The organism is Rhodococcus sp. USK13 (genome assembly GCF_018343855.1).
Classification (GTDB): domain Bacteria; phylum Actinomycetota; class Actinomycetes; order Mycobacteriales; family Mycobacteriaceae; genus Rhodococcus_F; species Rhodococcus_F oxybenzonivorans.
Map to the genome: position 1 here is coordinate 158609 of NZ_CP069241.1, position 21647 is coordinate 180255.

The window sequence follows — 21647 nt, forward strand, 5'->3', positions numbered from 1 at the left end:
TGTCCTGATGTGCGGTCCCACCGGGCCCGGAGGGTCGTTCGTGTGGCCTGATAGAAGCCTGCCGCTAATGCCCGATTGAGGCCTGCCCGCGAACGCACCGATCCGACGCCCAATAGCCCATCAACCGGATTGGAGTCGCCAGTGTTCGTGATCGGAGTCGACGCCCACAAATCCACCCACACACTTGTCGCTGTCGACGACATCGGCCGTCAGGTCGGGCAGCGGACCGTCAAGGCCACCACCGAGGGTTATCTGTCGGCGATCGAGTGGGCCGCTCAGTGGCCGCAGGTGCAGTTCGCGCTCGAGGACTGCCGCCACGTGACTCGGCGGCTCGAATCGGATCTGCTGCGCCGGGGCCACGCGGTCGTGCGCGTCAAGACCCAGTTGATGGCCCTGCATCGGCGTAGCGCCCGCCAGCCGGGAAAATCCGACCCCATCGACGCGCACGCCGTGGCGATGGCCGCGCTGCGTGAGGAGAATCTGCCGATCGCCCAACTGGACGAACCCACCAGGGAGGTCAAGCTCCTGTCCGATCACCGACGCAATTTGGTTTGTGAGAGAACGAAACTCATCAACAGGCTTCGCTGGCACCTTCACGAGCTGGATCCTGAACTGGTGATTCCCGTGCGGGGGATTCGGCGGTACTGCGTCATGGATGAGCTCGCCGAACGGTTGACTGCGTTCACCGGTGTGGTCGCCCAGATCGCGGGCGATCTCCTCGACCGGTGCCGGCAGGTGACCGAGCAGGTCAACGCTCTCGAGCGCCAGATCCGTGACCGGGTTCGGCGGATCGCGCCGTCGCTACTCGCGATACCCGGGTGCGGGGTTCTCTCCGCCGCCGTCATCATCGGCGAAACGGCCGACGCTCGACGGTTTCCCTCGAAAGATGCTTACGCGAAGTTCAACGGCACCGCTCCGATCCCGGTCTGGTCGGCCCACGAGCGGGTCCGCCTCAATCGCGGTGGCAACCGTGCCGTGAACTCCGCGCTGCACGCGATCGCCACTACGCAGGTCGCGCGCGGCGGCCCGGGTAAGGACTACGTGGCCAAGCTGCAGGCGGCGGGAAAGACGAAGCGGGAGGCCGTGCGCCTGCTCCGCCGACGTGTTTCCGACCGGGTGTTTCAGGTCCTGCGCACCAACGAATCTTCAATCGAAAACCGTTCACAAGGACCACTTTCGGCGGCGGCTTGACATAGAAGCATCAAGGAGGTGAAGTGAAGACCCGCCGCTGGGACTTCATCTCCGACCATCGCGCCGAGTTCGGCGTGCAGCGGCTGTGCCGGGTGCTCGGGACCTCCCGTTCCGCCTACTACAAGCACCTGATCACGGAGCCGGCCCGAATCGAGCGCCAGGCCGAGGAAGCCGCGACAGTCGCCGAGATCCGCGCAATCCATACCGAGCACCGGAGCGCCTACGGCGCCCGCGGGTTCACGCCGAACTCCGCTCCCGCGGACGCAAGATCAACCGCAAACGGGTGACCGAAGCTGATGCGAATCCACCACGTGGTGGGCAGGCACCTGCGCCGCAGCAAGCGCACGACCGTCGCGGACAAGTCGGCTCCGTCGGTGCCGGATCTGGTGATGCGAGACTTCACCGCTACGGCTGTCGATACCAAGTGGTGTGGGGACTTAACCTACATCCCGGGGGGATCCTCGTGGTTGTTCTTGGCCACGGTGATCGACATCTTCTCACGCCGGGTGGTGGGCTGGCCGATCGCTGACCCTCCCCCAAGGACTTCGTTCAGGGGGTACCCCCATGCGCACCGATCTCGTCACGGACGCGATCGAGATGGCGGTGCGCACCCGTGGTGGTGACGTACGCGGCGTCATCTTCCACAGCGACCGCGGATCGCAGTACACCGAAGCAGCTTTCGTCGATGTATGCCGCCGTCATGGGATTCAGCAAAGTCGAGGACGGGTCAGGTCAAGTTACGATAATGCTCTCGCCGAGTCGTTCTTCCAAGGACTCAAGAGGGAGTGGCTGCACGGACGGAGTTGGACGTCGAAGTCGCAGGCACGGATGGAGTTGTTCGTGTGGCTCTCGTACTTCAATCGACGTCGCCGTCACTCCGCCCTCGGATACCTCACCCCAGTGGAGTTCGAACAACGACTCATCGCGTCGTCTACGCTGTCAGTCGCGGCATGAAATCCGGTGTCCACTCCCGAGGGGGCAACCTCAGTAGATCGTAGCCCGGTAACGTGGCCGCTGAACGCAACGCCCGACCCCGCAAACGACAACGGCTGGCGAAGCCCCGCCTATAAACTCGACGAACTACTACGCTCGACACCAACCGATCCCGCTGTTGCAGCGACCGCTTGAATCCGCCCACTTGTGCCGGTCGTAGCCCCGGGGACTGGGTAACCCCCGGGGCTACAACCGGGGAAGCGCCTCACTAGGTCGATGTTCGGAGCCAAGGGGGCTCCGGACCCGGCGGCTCAACCTCAAGCGCTTCCCCTGGCCACAACCGTCGAACCGAATTCCGGTCGGACACCTACCCACTATTCTCGCGCTCGATGAAAGCCGAGCGTTCGTCGCGCCTGCTAATCGCAAAACTACGCGAAAATGAACTGAACGTCGCACGGCGGCGTTGTGTTCGCGCAAGAGGCCCTCTGCATATAGGCACACAAGCCGTCTCAACCGGCGGTACAAACGACAGTCTGATAGGTCAGACTAGGAGCCCTTCCTGCACTACGGTTCATCACCAGCTCCGTGGGTATGTTTGGCAACGTGCGTTTATCAGATCCGTCCTCGTTCAATTGCTTCGGCACGGGACATACCTCCAACGCGTGCGTTGATTCGGCCGCGGTCCGATACCGCAGCGATGATCACAAGCTCGTCGGGATGGGGAGCGTCGGCGATCTGCACAGTGATCGCGTCGTAATGGCTTCGGACCCAGACGTCGTCCTTAAACGCCAAAGGAACGTCAATTACCGCGTCTGTACCACTTGGCTTGGTGACCGATGTGATCCAAGCCCGCCCTCCACCGATAGATTCACGGAACGCGTCGCCGAAAACCGATGTCAGCGCCGCATTGATATGCTCCTGCTCGCCGGAGGAACCCACCAACCCTGCTTTGCCGTAACTCTGCGGCTCTGCGCCAAGTAGATCTACCGCCATCCCGCCGAGTTCAGAGCCAATCTTGGCTGATGCGTCAACAATCTCCGACAGGTCAGAAACGTAACCTTGGCCGGCGTGGGGATTCGTCACCACTGCACATACCGCGACTTTGCGTAGAGGCCCATCTCCGTCGGACTGTCCGGCGACTGAGCGAACCTCCTCGATATGGGAAACCACTTTGCGTACATATAGGTCACTCACTATTACTCCTTCCGCTGCGGCGCCGTCATTGGATGCCACGTGGCATACCCAGGTAAAGGTAGTTGGCTCCACGAAGCATCTGATAGGACCCGAACGGGGTAACTCAGCCGTGCAGGGGATCGCAAACCGCAATTGTTGCCGGCAGGCTGCAAATTTGGCAGTGGCGGCAGACGCACCGCCACCGCAACTGGGGCGAAGCTACGCCACCTTGACCAAGCCACCGGGCTACCACCGGTACGCCAGACCCCCCACTACGCCAGACCCCCACTACGCCACTACGCCACTACGCCACTACGCCACTACGAACACAACGCTCCCTGAGATCCTGATCCACGTCGATACTATGCCTGAATCCGTGGAAGCAGTAGTGGGCGTGTCTGGCATGTGAACAGCGAAAGTGCCTCCCGTAGTGAGAGAATCGAAATTCTCAGGTAACGATTATCCACATACGGAAAGGCAATTTCAGTGCTATCATCGCACACGGCGAATCCGGCAGGAAACTGACCTCGATCATCGGCCGGATGCTCACCGGAGCCGCATCGACGATGTGGACACGATCCGCGCCGGCGGCACCCCGATTCTCTTCGACCAGGTGTACGCCCCGTCGACATTGGGGATCTTTCTGCGCGAGTTCACCTACGAGCACAGCCTGCAGCTCGGTGCGGTGCTGCGCCGGCACCTGATCGGCCTGTCCGCCCGCACACCGCTGCTGCCGGGCATCGAGGACCGGGCGTTCCTCGACATCGACTCGCTGCTGCGCCCGGTCTACGGACACCAGAAACAGGGAGCGTCCTACGGGCACGCGAAGATCGCCGGCCGCGCCCTGCTCCGCAAGGGACTGTCCCCGCTGGTCACAATCCTGTTCCACCGCGATCAGCGCCCCGGCGATCGCGGAGATGCGCTGCGGGCCGGCAAGACCGGCTCCGGGCGCGGCGCCGCCTCCCAGCTGCGCTCGGCGATCAGCACCGCCCGCGCCTGCGGTGCGATGGGCAAGATCATGGCCCGCGGCGATTCGGCGTTCGGCAACAAGGCCGTCATCGGTGCCGCGGTCACCGCCGGCGTCGAGTTCTCCCTGGTGATGACCCGCAATCCGCGCATCACCCGGGCCATCGCCTCCATCGACGACACCGCCTGGATACCGGTGCGCTACCCCGGTGCGGTCACCGACCCCGACACCGGGGAGCTGATCTCCGACGCGGAGGTCGCCGACACCTCGTACACCGCGTTCTCCGGACGCCACCGGGTCACCGCCCGACTGATCGTGCGCCGGGTCAAGGACGCGAACTAGCCAGACGCCTTGTTTCCGGTGTGGCGGTATCACCCGTTCTTCACCAACTCCGACCTGCCGACCCTCGATGCCGACATCACCCAGCGCAAACATGTCATCGTCGAAACGGTGTTCGCGGATCTGATCGACGGACCACTTGCTCACGTTCCTTCCGGTCGTATCGGCGCGAATAGTGCCCGGGTGCTCTGCGCGGCGATCACCCACAACCTGCTGCGCGCCGCGGGCACCGTCTGCGGAGGAAGTCACGCCGTCGCCCGTGGTGCCACGCTGCGTCGGCACCTGGTCAACTTTCCCGCCCGATTCGCCCAGCCTGCACGCAAACCAGTACTTCACCTACCCCTCCACTGGCCACGGCAGAACACGTGGAAAATGCTTTGGCACAACGTCATCGGATACGAACCACTACAAGTGGCCTGACTCACGAACCCGGCCACACCGGCCCCGACCCAGGAACACCCACGTGGACGAGCTGACGCCCCGGCCAGCGGATCAACCATGCCCACCACCAGCTTCGCCCGTCGGCATCACCAACAATCCGACCCGACATCCACCGAGATCCACCGAGATCCACCGAGATCCACCGAGATCCACGGATCCAGGCTGGTATGTTGGGCGATTTGTCAAGTAGGCACGCCAACATTGTCCCGCAACATGATTCAGGACAGGGGGATTCCGTTCCCCGTTAGTTGCCGCTGGTCTGGCCGGGCCGCAGCCGGAGGGCAAGGCCCCTGGGCCGGGAGGTCCACGCGTAGCGCTCGGGGCCTTGACCCCCGGCGAGGAGCGGCCTCACACTGTGGCGGCGTTCAGGGAAGGGTGTTGACCGTTGGGGCGAAGAAGAGGTCAGCGTGTCGTTGCACGACGCGTGGTCAAGCTGATATGCGCGGGTTGGTTACCGCAGGACCATGTGTTCGGCTGGAGCGATGCGCGGTCTAAGGTCGAGCGTGGCCGAGATCGCCTCGCGCGCTCCGGCTGCTCAATAGCCTCAAGGGCGCGTTACTCCTCGCGCTGCGGTTCTTCGACTCGTCGCCGCCAACGGTCGGTTCAGGGGAGGCCGGTTCAGTCGGGCCTCACCGCCAGCGACCAGCAGCAGCCGGCCAGCTCTCGCGCGACGGCGACGTTGGCGATCACCGGCCGCTTTCTGCGAACGTTCAGGTTGACCCAACGGGTGTGCAGGCGCTGATTGCCGGCGTGCCCACGGGCTCGGGCCGCTGTCGGCGCTTGATCCCAGCGACGCCGCAGCACCGCACCCGGGTGGTAGGTGGTCCGATGGTGCCAGGCCGCCTCGACCAGTAGCCGCCGCACGTGCGCGTTGCCGGTCTTGGTGATCGAACCCTGCGCTCGGCTCTGTCCGGAGGAGTGTTCGCTGGGTACCAGCCCGAGGTACGCACCGATGCCGGCGCCAGTAAATCGTTGCCAGTCCCCGATCTCGACCGCCAGCGCGAAGCCCGTCAACGTCGCGATGCCGCGCAGACACCCCAGCCGCCGCGTCATCGCGGTGAATTCACTGTCCCCGGCCAGCGCGATGATCTTCTCGTCCAACCGGGCACGGCGGGCGGTGGCCAACACCACCGTCTCGTAGGCGTCGTCGAAGGCCGCCTGCGTCGACGCCTGGTCGAACTTCTGTTGCCGCAGCCACCGATCGTGCATCTCGGTCCACGCCTTGCCGCCGGAATAGACGATCCCGTTGCGCAGCAACAGCTTCGACACCCGATGCCGCGACCGCATCAAATCCTGCCGCGCGGCCTCCCGGGCACGGACCAGATCACGGGCGGATTCCTCGGCCTGGGTCGGGACCCGGACCGACACCACCTCGTCCAACCGCAACAACCGAGCCAGGTGCAGAGCATCTCGGGCATCGGTCTTGATCCGATCGCCGGCCGGGCGGTGCAGCTTCGACGACGCCGCCACCACCTCACAGCGCCACCCCGCCGCACTCAGCGTGCGAGCCAAGCCGAACCCGGTCGGTCCGGACTCGTACACCACCGCGCACGGGCCCGGAAGTTTGCCGACCCACTCAAGCACCTCGGTGGGCGTGGGCGTCAACCGCGCCCTGAACACCTCTCCCGTCTGCCCATCGATCGCCGCCGCGACGACCGAACGGGCATGCACATCCAACCCAACACTCGTACGCTCACAAAACACCGGGGCCTCCTCACACCTGTCGGAAAGGCCGAGCACGGAAACCCCGCGCTCGGTAACCCACGAGGCTGCGTGAGCGAGGTCCCTGCCAGCAACTACTCCGCTCCGCGAGTAGTCACTACATACGGTCTAAGAATTGGCCGCAACCGTGACAGTGGTGGTCACCGCAACCGAGGACGCACAGCCAGGCAACCGGCACAACAAAGAGCAACGATTTTGGGGCACGCCTACTACATCACGCCGTCGACGATCGCTCCCGGCTGGCCCCGACCAGATACTCCCTCCGACGAGCTTAACGAGACCGCCACGAGACCACGAAACGCAGGATACGCCCGCCGCATACGTGCCCTAATCGCACTGCACCTACTCTCTGACTGCACCTCGCACCAATAGCCGTAATACCGCTGCGCGGTGACCAACTAGGCAAGTACCCGCGCGGAAGCGCATTCTAATCGGCACTCCGCATCTCGGGAGGGTGATGCGTGGGTTCCGGCGGCGCGGCCAAGGCGTAGCCTTACGAAATGGGTGGGTTGGCCAGTTACTCTGCCTGAGGCACTGCCGAGAAGAACGGCAGAAATCCCGTTTCGGGGTGACAGTTATTGTACTCCGCGTAAACCCCTCCGGCTGGAACGACTACGACCTCGTGCCCTAGGTTTAGGCGCATCTCGCCATTGAACGATTGTGCGTGCTCGGCTACCTTGGCCAAGATCGCGAGATGACGCGGGTGAGACCTAGTCCACCGTTCGAGTTCTTGGAGCGTTAGGAACCATCCGAGTGCCTCAACCTCCACGTTGTTGTCGTAACCAATATGCGTCGATCGTGTCTGTCGCATCGAGATACACCCAGAGTCCACCGGATTGTCGCGAAGGTACATGGAGCCCTCGGTCAAAACAGGCAGCATGTTCTCTTGAAACGCCCTCTGCTCTTCGGGTTCCGCTCGCGTCCAGCCCCATGCACCGCGTATGAAACAAAGGTTTCCTGGAAGGTTCTCGATTACAAGATGCCTGCCAAACGATTCGACGCTAGTTCCTCTCGTCAACTGGCCGTCGTCCGGCCCGTCAGCTGCTCCACTTAGATAGTCCGGAATTCGATCGCGCATCGATCCCATGTATCCAAAGAACTGACCTTGATCAACGTCAGAATATCGTGCCACACCGTAGTCCGAGTCCGGGACGGAGTAGCCACCATCGAGAGACGTCACTGGTGCGGCGAGCGACTCGCGCCACCACCCGACTTCACCTCGCAATGCACTCAACCGCCAGGCGGCTACGTCCTTCCGGTTGAAAAATCCATCCATTTCATCTGGAGTTCGCCAGTAAGGCATAACGATGTCGTTACGGTAACCTTCTGAATCGATATGCCAACTCGTTTCCACAAAGAGGGGACGGTTCTCGCCATCGCGTCCCATCAGTCCTAAAATTTCGAACAACAGAGCTGAGCCGGCACCCTCCAATTTCGCCTGAATCCCGAGCATTGCAGTTGTGTAATGGGTAGTACCCTGCAAGGTCGAAACATAGGCCGGATACGGAGGTTCATAATCGTCTGGCTTGCTCCGCGCAGGACAGAACTGATCTTTTAGCGTTTTCTTTGCTTCCGCGCTCAGATTCATCTAGTTTGCTCCTCATTCAAGACCAAGTCATGCTCCACGTTGCGACGCGTCCGTTCGGCCTGGTCTGCAATTAGAGTGGTGGTCCACGCCACACCGGCGGACTTAATGTTATGTAGGCCACAGAAGAGCATTTGTCACCCAGGCGGGTACACTTGTAGGGCTTGCTGCGCTGTCGCGCATGCATAGGACCGAGGCGGCTGGTCGGAGTTAGCGGTACGACTATGGCACCCGGCGGTTACCCGTGTGCACCGAGAATACAATAGGAGTAGTCCATCAAGACGAGTTCTCCTACCACGCAAGGGCCGTCGAATTCGGAGCGTGGCCAACGTTATGTCGCGGCAACGCCCTCGATTTGGAGAACGGTTCGCCGACTACGCTGCTGCGCAGCCTTCCCTCAGCCAGGTACGGGGCGGAATCCTTTTCCGCTCTTCGGAAGAAGCTTAATGGCTTTCCGTGGACAGCAGTAGCTCACTCGACCGGCAGCTGAGAATTCTGGGATAATCGCTATAGGCGTGAACTATTCGACATTTAATCGACCGTCACCAAGAATTACAGGGTAAGTTTGAACGATTGACGATTAACCGCCGATTACCGATCGATGCCCTTGCGTGCGATCTTTTTCTCGACGCCTGGACATGGCAACGAACCAATCAGATCCGAGATCCAGGCGCTCCAGATCACTCGCTTACAATTCGTAGAAAATATCTACACTTTCCACCGCTTGCAGCGTGTGTATCAACGGGTAGAAGTTAACCCTACGTAAGTTCGCGATCTGTACTTTTCGGGTTAACGTTTACTGCGCGCTCTTACGAAGTTGGGTCACCGCTGTCACCAGCGGTCCAAATAAGTTGTACCAACTCGGCTCGCGTACTCACATCCGTCTTCGCAAATACTCGCTTTAAGTGTTGCTTGACAGTGTTTTCGCTAATGAACGCGCGCGCGGCAATCTCCTTGGTCGTCAAACCTTCGCTGACAAGCTGTGCGATTTCCTGCTCCCGCCGCGTCAACACATCCCAAACGGGTAGCTGCTTCTTTTCACCATCGGAGTAGGGAAACAACAACGTCACCGCAGTGCTGTCTTTTTCGGAGAGCCTATATGACTTCACAACTGCGCGTTTCTTCGACGTCGTACTTTCTACAGCGCTTACGAATAGCCGCTTACCAGCGTGACGAAATTCGGCCATTGCCTGCGTGATGCTGTCCCCGACTCCGCTGGGAACCGGGAACCCCTCGGAATCCACGTCGAGATCCCATTCTCGGCGAGCAACTCGGTTCTGGAATAGCACCTGTCCATCAAGATCCGTAACAACAACAGCCTGACTCATGCGATCAAGCGCTTGCTCAAGAACGGTGGCCCGGCGGCCGGTGGCCTCGAATCGCAGTGCACGCTCGGTAGCGAGACCCAGCTGCTCACTAACAGTACGCGCTATCACAAGATCTGTTGTGCTGAAACGAGGAGCGTCCGCAGGCCGAGCGAAGTTGATTGTTCCGAAGGGTAACCCAGACACTAGGAGAGGTGCTTCCAATGAGTGAGCAAGGCCCTCAAGGCGCAGCGCTTGCCTCGCGCCGCATTGTTCCCAGGATGTCGGCCGCACGACGCGTGAGGAGTCTATTGGGCGTTGCTGACCAATGGCGAATTGTAGTACCGGGTCGTCCTGCCGGCCAAACTCTTCGTAGCGATCCAACCACTCGCCTGCGGCAGGGGATTGCAGCTCGAGTAGCGATTGATCCGCGGGATCTAGTTCGTAGATACCTACCGCAGTAGCGTCAATTACTGAACTCACTACGTCGAAGTATGCTTGAACTACTTCTTCTCTCGTCAGTGCCGAATGCAGCGCGTCTGAGAACTTCCGAAAGCTGACCTTAGCCGCGGTTGTCAATATGTTCACTCCCAGTCCCCCACTGGCGCTCGTGTAGATGCGCGCAGCTTGTGCAACGGACGCGTTACGACGTGATGCATGTCACTCTAGCGTCTCGGGCTCGGGTAGGCCATGCCCCGTTCGGGTACTTCCCGCGTGCTCGCTGTTCGATCTACTCTCGAAGGAGAGCGCCGCACCTGTTCGCAACCCGGATATCTCGCCCCACCGGACAGCACGCGCGCCATCCACGCCTACTGAGTCTCGCGGAGATGAACCGGATGTCCAAGATCGTTATCGTCGGAGGATCGCTCGCTGCAGTGCACGCAATCGAATCGCTGCGCAGCAATGGACACGACGGTGACATCATCCTAGTCGGAGCAGAAAAGCACCTACCGTACGACCGCCCACCGCTCTCCAAGGAAGCCCTCTTCTCCGAAGGTGGTCCGACGCCGCTGCGCCCCGCGGCGTGGTACGACGAGTTCGACGTCCGCCTCCACCTGGGCCGCGCAGCCCGCGGGCTGCGCCCCAACGACCGGACCCTCGTGCTTGAGGACGGTGAAGAGATGAGCTACGACAGTTTACTTATCGCAACCGGTTCCCGGGTACGCCACCTTGGAAGCGGAGACAAGTACATCCACTACCTACGTACACCCGAAGACGCTGCCTCCCTTCGAGACGAATTCGGTCGTGTTAAGCACGTCGTAATCATCGGAGCCGGCCTTATCGGCATGGAAGTAGCCGCAACCGTTAGCGTCTTAGGTATCCGTGTGACGATCATCGAAGTGGCTCCGGCCCCTCTTGCTCGAGTCCTCGGTGACGAAGTGGGCCAATGGTTCAAGCGGCTCCACGAGAGCCACGGAGTCACAGTTTTGTGTAGCGTTCTTGCAGTCGACGTACACGCTGACCCGCGCGGCGGCTACCTGGTGTCGACGTCGAACGATGAATTAGTGCGGGCTGATCTCGTCGTAGGTGCGTTGGGGGCCGCGCCTGCGGTCGACTGGTTGCGGACAAGCGGTCTTGATCTCGGTGATGGCATATTGTGCGACGCGACTCTGCAGACCAATGCCCCCGGAGTGGTCGCAGCCGGTGACGTAGCTCGTTGGTATAACCCTCTGTACGATGAGGATATGCGTGTCCAGCAGTGGGTCAACGCCGTAGAGCAAGGACGCCACGCGGCCATGACACTGTTGGGCGCGTCTAGTCCCTATGTGGCAGCGCCGTATTTTGGGTCTGATCAATTCGGTACAAAGCTTCGCTTTGTTGGGCGAGCGACCGCGGCAGACGACATACGCATCGATGAGATGACGAATGACGTTCTTGTGACAACATACTGGAGACAAGGCTCTAAAATTGGCGCGCTTTGCGTTAACGCTGCAATGCAGCTGCCGCGACACCACGCCGAGATCGTCGACGCCCAATTAAACTCTCCTAGGGACTTCTGTCGATAACCTGAATCCGTCTGCTTCGGAAGTTTTCTTCATTCCGTCAATTGACTGGTTTTTCCGGGCACAACGAAACCCATGGTGTCGAGTGCGCGGATAATCCCATCTTTCTACGCTCTAGCTGCCTACCGCACCTTTTAATGATGCAAGCACGCTATGAACCTGAGGCGATTAACTAAATCAGGTTCGACGTGCATTAAAGAGGCCCTGACCCGCGCCACGCGCAGGTCAGGGCCTCAAGCCACCATCGTCAGATAGCCGCGACGAGCAAGCTGTCGGTAGTTTCCAATCTACCGCGACGACTATCCAGCTAGTGTTGGTCGTCGCCACCGATAGTATTCGAACGTCACTTATCGGTCGGCTGGATGATCAACTACGGGGCCTCTCCAGGCGGTTCCCGTGCTCGTCCACTGGGTACTGCTTATTCGGCTCGTGCTTAATCACCAAGACCAAAGCCTCACCGACAGATGTCTCGACGTGATCTTCACCGGGGGGGACAAAATAGAAGTCGCCCGCCTTACAGAATCGTTCAACATCCCCGGACTTGTAGTGCAGGTTGCCCTGGACGAGGAACACCGCGACCCAGGTGTCGTGACGATGCCGTGTGAGCTGGCTATTCCACGACATCTTCACTAGCGAAAACGACACATCGTGACCGTCGTACCAAAGCTTGCACCGATCAATCGCATGGCCGACTACATCTTCATGAATCCATTCACGCTCATCGGCCGGTGTGTAAGTTGGCATCGCTACTCCCTTTCGTTCCCGCTGTTGGGCCATGCCGGTCACTCGCGGGGGACTGTGTGACCGGCATAACACACAGCCTAAGCGGGTTGCGCAGCGGACAATGTCACTCCAACGGGTACTAAAAGGTCCGGAGGTGAGGTCATACAGTGCGCTCGGCGCACACGTTGCACATGTCACGCGACGCCGCTGCAGCACTGTGGAGGCCGACTTGAACAGTCCTGGACGAGGTGGAGGCTCCTGATCTAACAAGGAGAATGCTGGTATGCCTGCACCGAGGAAGTACGACGCGGAGACCCAGGAACGGGCGGTCCGGATGTATCGGGACCGGATCGCCGAGCACGGAGGCTCGAAGGTCGCCGCCCGTCGCCATGTCGGCGAGCTGCTTGACATCGCGCCGGCGACGCTGCGGAACTGGATCGAAGCCGCGGAGCGGAACGACGCCCCGACCACCTCGGAAGCGGGGGAACGAATCGACCTCGACGAGGTACGTCGCCTGCGTAAAGAGAACGACGAATTTACGCAGGGCCAACGAAATACTGAAGACCGCGAGTGCGTTTTCGCGGCGGCGGAGGTCGACCGCCGACTGCGGTGATCGTGGACTACATCGACGCCCACCGGGAACGATTCGGGGTCGACCCGATCTGTGCCGTGCTCACCGAGCACGGCATCAGCATCGCCCCGTCCACCTAATGGGTGGGTCGGCTTGTCCCGACACGGAAGAGGCAACCGGCAGGAGATCACTGCCCGTCCACGGATCCGGGTGCAGTATGGCTGGTGAGCTGCCGGCAGGTGATCACTGCATGTGATGGCACGGAGCGCACCGGAGATCTCGTATGTAGACGGTGACCCTGCCGGTCCGCCGCGAGGTGTATGTGTGAACGGCTGGTGAGATGCCGCGCCACAGAGCGCTGTCCATTAGGTTGCCGCACCCGCCTCGAGCTCAACGGAAGGTCACCGGCACAAGAAGGATGTATGGGCATCACCTGCGGGATCGACTGGGCCGAGGCGCATCACGATGTGGCTCTGGCCGACACGAATGGCGAGATAATTGCACGCACCCGAATCACCAACGGCGCAGCCGGATTCACCAATCTCCTGGCACTGATAGCGGAATTCTGCGACAGTGTCGAGGACATTCCGATTGCCATCGAAACCGACAAGAACCTGCTTGTCGTCGCCCTCGCCGACGCCGGGTTCACCGTATACCCGATAAACCCGCGTGCGGTGGCCCGCTACCGCGAACGCCACGGGCAAGCCGGCGGGAAGTCCGACCCGGGCGACGCCGCCGTCCTCGCGCACGTACTGCGAACCGACCGGCACATGCACAGGCCGCTACCGGCCATCAGCGAGCAGGGGCGCGCGGTGAAGACGCTCGTACGTCAGCATCAGGAAGCAGTGTGGGCGCTGAATCAAACGGTCAGCCGACTCCGCTCATTGCTATTGGAGTTTTATCCGCAAGCGGTGCAGGCATTCCCGAACCTCAAGCATCGCGCGGCGACGACTGTGCTCGCGGCGGTCCCGACACCCGCCGCTGCGGCCAAGCTGACAGGCCGCCGCGTCGTTACCCTGCTGCAACGCTCGGGTCGTGGCAACCACCCTGCCCTGGCCGAGCAGATCCTCAGCCTCTTTCGGGCACCGGCTTTGCGGCAACCCCTGCAAGTCGAGGCCGCATACGGCCACACCGTCACCGGGCTGATCGCAGTCCTGGTGGCGATGCGACAGGCCGTCGACGCCCTCGAGGCGCAGCTCGGGCAGCAGTTCGAAGCTCACCCGCAAGCCGCTATTCTGCGGTCGGCACCCGGCCTGGGCCCCGTCCTGGCCGCCCGAGTCCTCGGCGAAATCGGCGACGACCCCGAACGATTCACCGGCTCGAACAATCTTCGCTCGTACGCCGGCACCGCGCCGGTGACGATGTCATCGGGCCGATCGCACTACGTCAAGGCCCGCAAGGTCCGTAACAAACGCCTGGCCGACGCCTGCCATTGGTGGGCGTTCTCGATGCTCACCAAATCAGCCGGCGCACGAGCCCACTACGACAAGCGCCGAGCCGCGGGCGACCAACACAACGCGGCACTGCGTAATCTCGCGAACAAGCTACTCGGGGCGCCTGTGGTGGTGTCTGCGACACGACATACCCTGGGACGACCGCGGCATGGCCAGTCCTTACCGACGCTGTCAGACCGATCGTCGGTTGACGCTGACTCGCGTGGGATGTCTACTACAAGGCGAAGGCTCGCGGACGGATCTCCGCCGCCGAACTGGCCTACGCCTACGCCTACGCCGCGAACGCCGTGCATGCGGTGTATGTGGCCAATCGGCGGGTCTACGGTGTCCGCAAGATGTGGCACGCGATGAAACGCGCTGGTCACCAGATGGGCAGAGACCAGGTGGCCCGGCTGATGTCGATCACCGGCATCACCGGCGCGGTCCGGGGCAGACGACGCACGGTCACCACCGAACGCGATGAGCGAGCGCCCCGGCATCCGGACCTGATCGAGCGGAACTGGGCCGCACCGCAACGCCCGGATCAATGGTGGGTAGCCGATTTCACCTACTGTTGGCCGGCTGGGTTCGTCTATACCGCGTTCTGTGTCGACGTGTTCTCGCGTCGAATATTGGGTTGGCGGGTGATGACGACGAAGTCCACACCGTTGGTCAGCGGTGTTCTCGAGCAAGCTCTCTTCACGAGACGACGAACTGACTTACTTTTCACATCAACAGGTTTGGTTCATCTTTCCGATGCCGGAAGTCAATACACGTCCCTTGCCTTCACCGAGTCTCTGGTCGAATCCGGGGTCGCCGCTTCCATCGGCAGTGTCCGGGACGCCTCGATAACGCTCTGATGGAGTCGACGATCGGGCTCTACAAGACAGAGCTGATCGACCGGGCACAGTCCTGGTCCGGTCGGGCCGAGGTCAAGTGGGAGACCGCCGACTGGGTCCGCTGGTTCAACGCGGACCGGTTGCATTCGTCGATCGACTATCTCTCGCCGATCGAGTACGAGACGCGCTACCGTGAGCAGCGCCCCACCGCTACCTCCATCCCCCGAGGTGGCCTGAACGAAGTCTCCACTCGATCCAGGATGCTTCTATATCCGTCAAGTGATGCTGGGGCCGGATACGCAGCGGTCAGTGTTCGGAACAATTGCCGGGTGATGTACCTCTTCAGGCATCGCATGATCTCCTTGGTCGTGCGACCCTCGCGGCGGCGGCGGGCGACATACGCGCGGGTGTCGGGGTGGGTGCGCATCCGGACGAGGACGATAGTGGTCAGCGCCCGGTTCAGTCCTCGATCCCCGCCACGATTGAGCCTGTGACGCACCGTGTTCCCCGACGACGCCGGTATCGGGCAGGTCCCGGCGAGGGCTGTGAACGCGGCTTCGGAACGGACTCGGCCCGGATGAGACCAAGCGATGAGCACCGAAGCGGCGACCACCGATCCGACACCGGGTAACTCCGGCAGTTCCGGTGCGACGGCGTTCACGGCAGAGTCGAGTGCCTTCCTGTTGTCGATCAACTCGGTATCGAGGGCACGGATTCGTCTCGCCAGTCGTACCGCCTCCTGCCGGCATGTTTGCATGGTGATGTCCTCCGACCGGGGACGCCAGGTAGATATCGCATCAATCTGTCTGCGCGTCAGCGCTTTGCGCGCATCGACACCAAGGTCGGTTCAACTAGCTGTACTGACCCCGGCAGGTTGGGTACGCGGTCGGCGGGGTGAGTTGCCTCCGAGTGAGGTTGCCCCTTGAGCGTGGACACCTCAGAACATTGTGGACCGGTAACATGACCCGTTATCGGTCATCACCCACGCAGTGGTGACACCGATAGAGGCGAAGTGAGCCAACGCCCGGGTCATAAACGCGGCAGCGCTTTCCTTCCTCTCATCAGCCAGGATCTCTGAGTAGGCGTACCGGGAATGGTCGTCGACGGCGTGGTAGAGGAAGGCGTACCCCAGGTTAGGGCGGCCATGGACTTTCGGGGTCGCGCAGGCTCGCGCTGCGCGCTGGAGTTGCGGGAGCCCTGAGCGCGGCCATGTATCCGATGTCTGTCACCATGGGGAATCCTGCCGAGTTTCTTGATTTCGACGTGGATCAAGTCAGCGCGCCTGACGTTCATACCGGCGAACCACACGCCTGCGCGCACGCACGGGCGCGCGCCGGGTCGGTCCATGACAACTGCACATCGGTACCGGGTCAAGATCCGGTGCACAGTCGAGACGTTCAACCCGAGGTGATACCCGATCCGGGCAGGCCCCCAAGCGGCTTGAGACGCGTAACCCGACCACCCGACGCTCCCAGCGCCGGCTGGTGCGATGCGGACACGAAGCGGCCGGCTGGACCGGCCGAGCATCCCGGCCGACCCGAATTCACGGTATCGATCCGACCACCGTTTGGCCGTCGTGACCGACACATTGAACCGGTCAGCAGCGCGGCGCAGTGGCCACCGGGCATGCACGACGCACTGAGCCAGACGCAACCGACCAGTCGGGGACAACGGTGAATTACGGTGAGAAACGAAGACCTCCTGGTTGAGGAGCGGTTCTTAGACAGCTCCACCTCCCTCGGAAGTCTTCCCTATGTCACGCAGACCCGCCGAACCCCGTCCTAACGTCCCGGGCCAGTACACAGCTACTGCCCCGGCTCATCGAGTAAGAGAGGCGCTTCCATCGTCAGGCCGGTCGCCTCCAAAGTGGAAGGGCCGAACACGAACTCCATCCCCGGGTGCAGGAAGATTCCAGAACCACCCAGCATTTGATCGGCAGTGCAATGACCACCGATACTGCCTGATCATCGCGGCTTCGCGATGAGTGATAGTCCGGCCGATGGCACCTTCGCCACGAAGCTAGATCAATGCCGTACTCGCCGCATCCCGGATCGTCAGCCACCCCGCCTTTACGCGTCACCGGGTCCGGGTGCCTGAGGCTGGGAGGACCCTTAGGGCCAATACCGTTCAGTTAGCAACTAAGTATGGTGCATATTGGTGACTGGGTGGGTTGTGGATGGTGTTGGTGGTGTCCGCGTTTGGCTGCCCATTTGAGGACTTTGCGATTTGACGACCCGGGGGTTGGCGCGGTGTCGGCGTACAGGGTTGATGCGGCGTAGGAGTTTGGCGATGCCCTGATTCCACAATCGGGTGGCGGCGTGGTGGTTATGAGGGGGAAAAAGAGCTGTGGGACAGGGATCGTCGGGTGATCCGCAGGGCGGCGATGAAGGAGATCCGGTCGGGGTCGTGACTGCCGGCGGTTGCGGCGTCGCGCATCAGGGTGCGGATGGCGAAGTGGCAGCACAGGTGCCCCCAGATTTCCTGCTCCACCAGCGGTGGGGATTTCGACCGCAGCACGGCGCGTGGTCCGCGCTGGTGGGTCTTGAGTTCGTCGAAGGTGTTCTCGATTTCCCAGCGCTGGGCGTAGGCCAGCGCCAACTCTTCTGCAGGTGCGTCGGCGGGGTCGAGGATCGTGGTCAGCAGCCGATACTGCTCGGGGTTCTCCCGCCCGTCGTCGAGGGTGTAGTCGATTACGCGCACCGTGAGCGGTGTTCGCTGCTGCCGATTCTTTCCGGAGGTGGGGATGATCTGTGCCAGCCAGGATCCGTCGTCGAGGGTCTCGAAGTGTCGAGGTGAGAGGGTCGATTTGAGCCTCCACAGCAGGTCGGCGCCGGTGGCTGCGGCTCGGGTCCACATGTCGAATCCGTAGAGGCTGCGGTCGGCGAGCAGCAGCATCCCGGGTTCGAGGGTGTCCATCAGCTTGTGGGCGAGCTCCCGCTCGGAGGTGCGGCACGGTCCGATCCCGGCGTCGAATACCGCGTGGGTGCCGCATTCGGCGAGGGCCACCAACCGTGCCTGCGGGAACGCGGACTTCTCGCCGCGGCTCGATGCGGGCCGCCCGAAATGCTCGGCGTTGGCCGGGGTGTCGGGCAGGTCGAGGCAGGTCCCGTCGAGGGCCACCAACCGGCGCCCGGCGAGCCAGGATCCGGGTGTATCCGTGTCGGCGAGAGGTCTGGCGACACGGCGGAACAACTCCCGCACCGGTTCGTATCCCAGACGTGAACGAGCCTGGAAGATCGCCGATTTCGTCGGCGGCGACCAGGACTGCGACCATCCCGACGCCCACGACAAACCGTCGGTGAGCTGCTCGAAGACCTCCTCGTAGGAGCCTTGCGAATTCAATGCCATCCCGATCGAGAAATACGCCGTCACGCGAGCGGTCAACGACCTACTGCGCTGCTCGGTCCGCCCGCATTCCGCGATCACCTCATCGACCAGGGACGCGGGAAACACCCTGGTCAACAATCCCACCGACACCACATCCGACAACCGCCGATCCGTGACCGGCTTCACCCATCCACTCCGAGGCACACCTCATCGTATCGCAAACACCACTAACTGAACGGTATTGCCCTTAGGGCCGTATGTCAGTTGCCGCGTTTGATCCATTCCTCGAGGTGCGGCGCCTCGTCGCCGACGGTCGTGCCGTCGCCGTGGCCGGTGTAGACCTTCGTCTTGGGGTCGAGGGTGAAGATCTTCTCGGTGATCGAGGCGATGATCGTCGAGAAGCTCGAGAACGAGCGGCCCGCCCTGGAACAGGGTGTCGCCGGAGAACAGCACCTTCGGATGGATCACCGACGAGCCCGGCGAATGGCCCGGGGTGTTGATGATCGTCAGCTCGGTGCCGGCGACCCCGATCTTCTGCCCGTCCTCGAGGTCCTGGTGCGCGACATCGGATGGGTGTCGTTCCATAGCATGTCGTCGCCGGGGTGCAACAGGATCGGCGCGCCGGTGGCCTGGGACAGTTCCGGGGCGACGGTGACGTGGTCGTTGTGCCCGTGGGTGAGCACGATCGCCCTCACCGTGCGGTTGCCGACGCCATCGAGGATCGGCTTCGCGGAGTGCGCGGCGTCGATGATGATCACCTCGTCGTCGTCGCCGACGAGCCAACACGTTGTTGTCGACGTCCCAGGTGCCGCCGTCGAGGCTGAAGGTGCCGGAGGTGACGACGTTGTCGATGCGCAACTCGCCGCTCACAGTTCCACCACCGATCGCAGCACCTTTCCGGCCTCCATCGCCGAGAACGCGGCCTCGACGTCATCGATGCCGATGCGCTCGGTGACGACTTGTCCAGCGGCAGACGGCCCTGCTCGTAGAGATCGATGAGCATCGGGAAATCACGCTCGGGCAGGCAGTCGCCGTACCACGACGACTTGAGCGCACCCGGGAGAAGAAGTCGACCAGCGGCATCTCCAGGGTCATCTCCGGAGTCGGCACACCGACCAGCACGACGACCCCGGCGAGGTCACGCGCGTAGAAGGCCTGCTTGTAGGTCTCCGAGCGGCCGACCGCATCGATCACGACGTCGGCGCCGTTGCCGTCGATCAGCTCCTGCACCGCGGCGATCACGTCATCGACCTTCGAGCCGTCGATAATGTGGGTGGCACCGAGGTCCTTCGCCCACTCGAGTTTCGCGGGGTCGCGGTCGATCGCGATGATCGTCGTCGCACCGGCCAGGAGGGCACCGGCGATCGCGGCAACACCGACGCCGCCGCAGCCGAATCCCCACGGCCCACGTTGCCGGCGTTCATCGCGGCGCCGATCCCGGCCATCACACCGCAGCCGAGCAATCCGGCCACGGCCGGGCCGGTGCCGGGATTGACCTTGTTTGCACTGCAGCTCGTGAATGAGGGTCTTCTCGGCAACGCGCCGATCCCTAGCGCCGGGGTCAGGACGGTGCCGTCGGTCAGCGTCATCGGCACGCTGGCGTTGAAGGTGTCGAAGCAGTACCACGGACGAACCCGCTTACAGGCACGACACTGCCTCACGCCAGTTCAAGACGACTACGTCGCCGACCTCGACGTGGGTCACGTCGGAACCGACCGACTCGACCACACCCGCGGCCTCGTGGCCGAGCAGGAACGGGTACTCGTCGTTGATGCCGCCCTCGCGGTAGGCCAGGTCCGTGTGGCAGACACCGCACGCCTTGATCGCCACGACCACATCACGCGCACCCGGGTCCGGGATCACCACGTCCACGACCTCCGTCGGCGCCTTCTTGCTGCGCGAGATGACTTCCTTGACTGTCTGAGACGTGCGTTGTTCCTTCCGCAACTGCGTTGTTCGGGGTACGTGTGCGACGTGGGTTCGCAAGGACGGCGACGCGTCGTGGCATCGCCGGAACACATCGCCACAGCCTTATCGGTACGGCTGATCGCGGTCTACTCAGAGTGCAGCATCGCCGCTCCAGGCGGTGACAGCCGGTTCGGGGCGAACAACAAAGGCCAAGCCTATTCTCAGACCCTGCAACCCCCGTCTGCGTTGATTACGACGCCGGTCAGAACCCGGCCAGCCTGTGGATCGGCGAGATAGACATAGGCGGCCGCAAGGTCTTCGGGGGTCGGCACTACTCCCAACAGATTGGAGCGGGCGATGCGCTCCTCGCGACCAACGGAGTCGCGTACTGACAGTTCGTCTTGACCAAGTGCGAGCAGGCCAGAGAAGCCGGTTGCAGCGGTTCCGCCAGGTGCGACGCCATTCACCCGGACATTGGGAGCGTAGTCCACGGCCAGGTGTGCGACGGCGCCGCGTAGGGCCCACTTCGAGGTACCGTACAGCACGCCGCCGCCAGATCCCCGAAACGCCGACTCCGACAGAGTTAGGGTAACCGAACCACGCGCGTCATTAAGTGCGGGCCATGCCAGCCGCACAGCCGACAGCGTGCTGAGTACGTTCACACGCCAGATTTCGGCCGCTGCTTGTTCGAATTGTTGCGCGTTCAAATTTCGCAATGAAGCATAGTGGTCAAAAACTCCTACACAGCACGTCAGATTGTCCAACCTCCCACGGTTATCGACAATCGAGTCGATCACCTCACTTACGGTGTCGGGGTCAGTCGCGTCGCCGACGTAGACCTCCAATTCCGAACTCCCTGCGAGCTTCTCGGCGATATCTGGTGCGCGTTCGAGCACGACGACATGTGCCCCGGCACGGTGGTAAGCTAACGCTGCGCCTAGGCCGATACCTGAGCCACCGCCGAGAACCAGAATAGTATTCTTTGTGAGTCTTTCGTCACGCGTCATAGGGCGCACTCCTGGTCGATGGTTTGCCAGTCAGGCTCGGAGAATGATAAATGCTCATCGCCATAAATGACGTTTATTATGCACTGAAACGCCAGAACTTAGTGGCACATCCCTTTAGCTAGTTCGGTGAACGAGACCAATGACTTCTAAGCAGTGAGTCACTTCTTGTGCCGGCGGTTGT

Annotated in this window: 9 protein-coding genes, 10 pseudogenes and 1 other annotated feature; of the genes and pseudogenes, 7 read left to right on the forward strand and 12 right to left on the reverse strand. The window is 62.1% G+C overall.

Going from position 1 to position 21647, the window contains the following annotated elements; all coding sequences use genetic code 11:
* The first annotated feature begins 141 nt into the window (after positions 1 to 141).
* On the forward strand, positions 142 to 1191 hold the full coding sequence (locus JQT59_RS00740) for an IS110 family RNA-guided transposase (RefSeq protein ID WP_213571155.1): 1050 nt from the start codon (positions 142 to 144) through the stop codon (positions 1189 to 1191).
* 11 nt (positions 1192 to 1202) lie between these two features.
* Positions 1203 to 2145: pseudogene (locus JQT59_RS00745) on the forward strand (IS3 family transposase); the annotation flags it as partial.
* A gap of 591 nt (positions 2146 to 2736) precedes the next feature.
* On the opposite strand, the gene JQT59_RS00750 reads toward JQT59_RS00745, so the two are convergent.
* Positions 2737 to 3318, reverse strand: coding sequence for an amino acid synthesis family protein (locus JQT59_RS00750; RefSeq protein WP_249353573.1), 582 nt, complete (start codon positions 3316 to 3318; stop codon positions 2737 to 2739).
* Between the two features lie 538 nt (positions 3319 to 3856).
* Between JQT59_RS00750 and JQT59_RS00755 the strand changes: the two are divergent.
* Positions 3857 to 5023, forward strand: a pseudogene (locus JQT59_RS00755) (IS1380 family transposase); the annotation flags it as partial.
* A 639-nt stretch (positions 5024 to 5662) separates the two neighbouring features.
* Here the strand turns inward: JQT59_RS00755 and JQT59_RS00760 are convergent.
* From JQT59_RS00760 to JQT59_RS36540, 3 genes are all read right to left on the reverse strand, one after another.
* Positions 5663 to 6748: an IS110 family RNA-guided transposase gene (locus tag JQT59_RS00760; RefSeq protein WP_213571159.1), complete on the reverse strand. Its 1086-nt coding sequence runs from the start codon at positions 6746 to 6748 to the stop codon at positions 5663 to 5665.
* 535 nt (positions 6749 to 7283) lie between these two features.
* Positions 7284 to 8354: a phenylacetaldoxime dehydratase family protein gene (locus JQT59_RS00765; protein ID WP_213571161.1), complete on the reverse strand. Its 1071-nt coding sequence runs from the start codon at positions 8352 to 8354 to the stop codon at positions 7284 to 7286.
* A gap of 806 nt (positions 8355 to 9160) precedes the next feature.
* The gene (locus JQT59_RS36540; RefSeq protein ID WP_249353574.1) at positions 9161 to 10243 is read right to left on the reverse strand and encodes a LuxR C-terminal-related transcriptional regulator; all 1083 of its coding nucleotides are present in this window, start codon (positions 10241 to 10243) and stop codon (positions 9161 to 9163) included.
* A 248-nt stretch (positions 10244 to 10491) separates the two neighbouring features.
* Between JQT59_RS36540 and JQT59_RS00775 the strand changes: the two genes are divergently transcribed.
* A complete protein-coding gene (locus JQT59_RS00775; RefSeq protein ID WP_213571163.1) occupies positions 10492 to 11661 on the forward strand; it encodes an NAD(P)/FAD-dependent oxidoreductase in 1170 nt (389 codons plus the stop codon).
* A 363-nt stretch (positions 11662 to 12024) separates the two neighbouring features.
* Here the strand turns inward: JQT59_RS00775 and JQT59_RS00780 are convergent, their stop codons facing one another.
* Positions 12025 to 12402 (reverse strand): cupin domain-containing protein, encoded by a 378-nt coding sequence (locus tag JQT59_RS00780; RefSeq protein ID WP_213571164.1) that lies wholly within the window; start codon positions 12400 to 12402, stop codon positions 12025 to 12027.
* Between the two features lie 262 nt (positions 12403 to 12664).
* Here JQT59_RS00780 and JQT59_RS00785 point away from each other — a divergent pair.
* The 3 pseudogenes from JQT59_RS00785 to JQT59_RS00795 form a co-directional block, all read left to right on the forward strand.
* Positions 12665 to 13089 (forward strand): annotated as a pseudogene (locus tag JQT59_RS00785) (transposase); the annotation flags it as partial.
* Positions 12953 to 13083: a sequence feature (AL1L pseudoknot), on the forward strand. It overlaps the preceding pseudogene by 131 nt.
* 285 nt (positions 13090 to 13374) lie before the next feature.
* Positions 13375 to 14442, forward strand: a pseudogene (locus tag JQT59_RS00790) (IS110 family RNA-guided transposase); the annotation flags it as partial.
* Positions 14443 to 14603: 161 nt separating this feature from the next.
* A pseudogene (locus JQT59_RS00795) lies at positions 14604 to 15442 on the forward strand (IS3 family transposase); the annotation flags it as partial.
* Positions 15443 to 15507: 65 nt separating this feature from the next.
* Here the strand turns inward: JQT59_RS00795 and JQT59_RS00800 are convergent.
* From JQT59_RS00800 to JQT59_RS00825, 7 genes and pseudogenes are all read right to left on the reverse strand, one after another.
* Positions 15508 to 16068: pseudogene (locus JQT59_RS00800) on the reverse strand (transposase); the annotation flags it as partial.
* Between the two features lie 96 nt (positions 16069 to 16164).
* Positions 16165 to 16404: pseudogene (locus JQT59_RS38185) on the reverse strand (IS481 family transposase); the annotation flags it as partial.
* A 362-nt stretch (positions 16405 to 16766) separates the two neighbouring features.
* Positions 16767 to 16856: pseudogene (locus tag JQT59_RS38190) on the reverse strand (helix-turn-helix domain-containing protein); the annotation flags it as partial.
* Between the two features lie 693 nt (positions 16857 to 17549).
* Complete coding sequence (locus JQT59_RS00810; RefSeq protein WP_213571168.1) at positions 17550 to 18755, reverse strand: IS4 family transposase; 1206 nt, start codon at positions 18753 to 18755, stop codon at positions 17550 to 17552.
* A gap of 56 nt (positions 18756 to 18811) precedes the next feature.
* Positions 18812 to 19421 (reverse strand): annotated as a pseudogene (locus tag JQT59_RS00815) (MBL fold metallo-hydrolase).
* Positions 19418 to 20498, reverse strand: a pseudogene (locus JQT59_RS00820) (S-(hydroxymethyl)mycothiol dehydrogenase). The pseudogenes JQT59_RS00815 and JQT59_RS00820 overlap by 4 nt, the downstream one beginning before the upstream one ends.
* 182 nt (positions 20499 to 20680) lie before the next feature.
* Entirely contained in the window at positions 20681 to 21466 is a 786-nt protein-coding gene (locus JQT59_RS00825) for an SDR family oxidoreductase (RefSeq protein WP_213571170.1), read from the reverse strand.
* Positions 21467 to 21647 lie beyond the last annotated feature (181 nt).

Bases quoted from the DNA above. Each gene is read 5' to 3' on its own strand.
- JQT59_RS00765 (WP_213571161.1), bottom strand. From the start codon at position 8,354: ATGAATCTGAGCGCGGAAGCAAAGAAAACGCTAAAAGATCAGTTCTGT.
- JQT59_RS00775 (WP_213571163.1), top strand. From the start codon at position 10,492: ATGTCCAAGATCGTTATCGTCGGAGGATCGCTCGCTGCAGTGCACGCA.
- JQT59_RS00780 (WP_213571164.1), bottom strand. From the start codon at position 12,402: ATGCCAACTTACACACCGGCCGATGAGCGTGAATGGATTCATGAAGAT.
- JQT59_RS00825 (WP_213571170.1), bottom strand. From the start codon at position 21,466: ATGACGCGTGACGAAAGACTCACAAAGAATACTATTCTGGTTCTCGGC.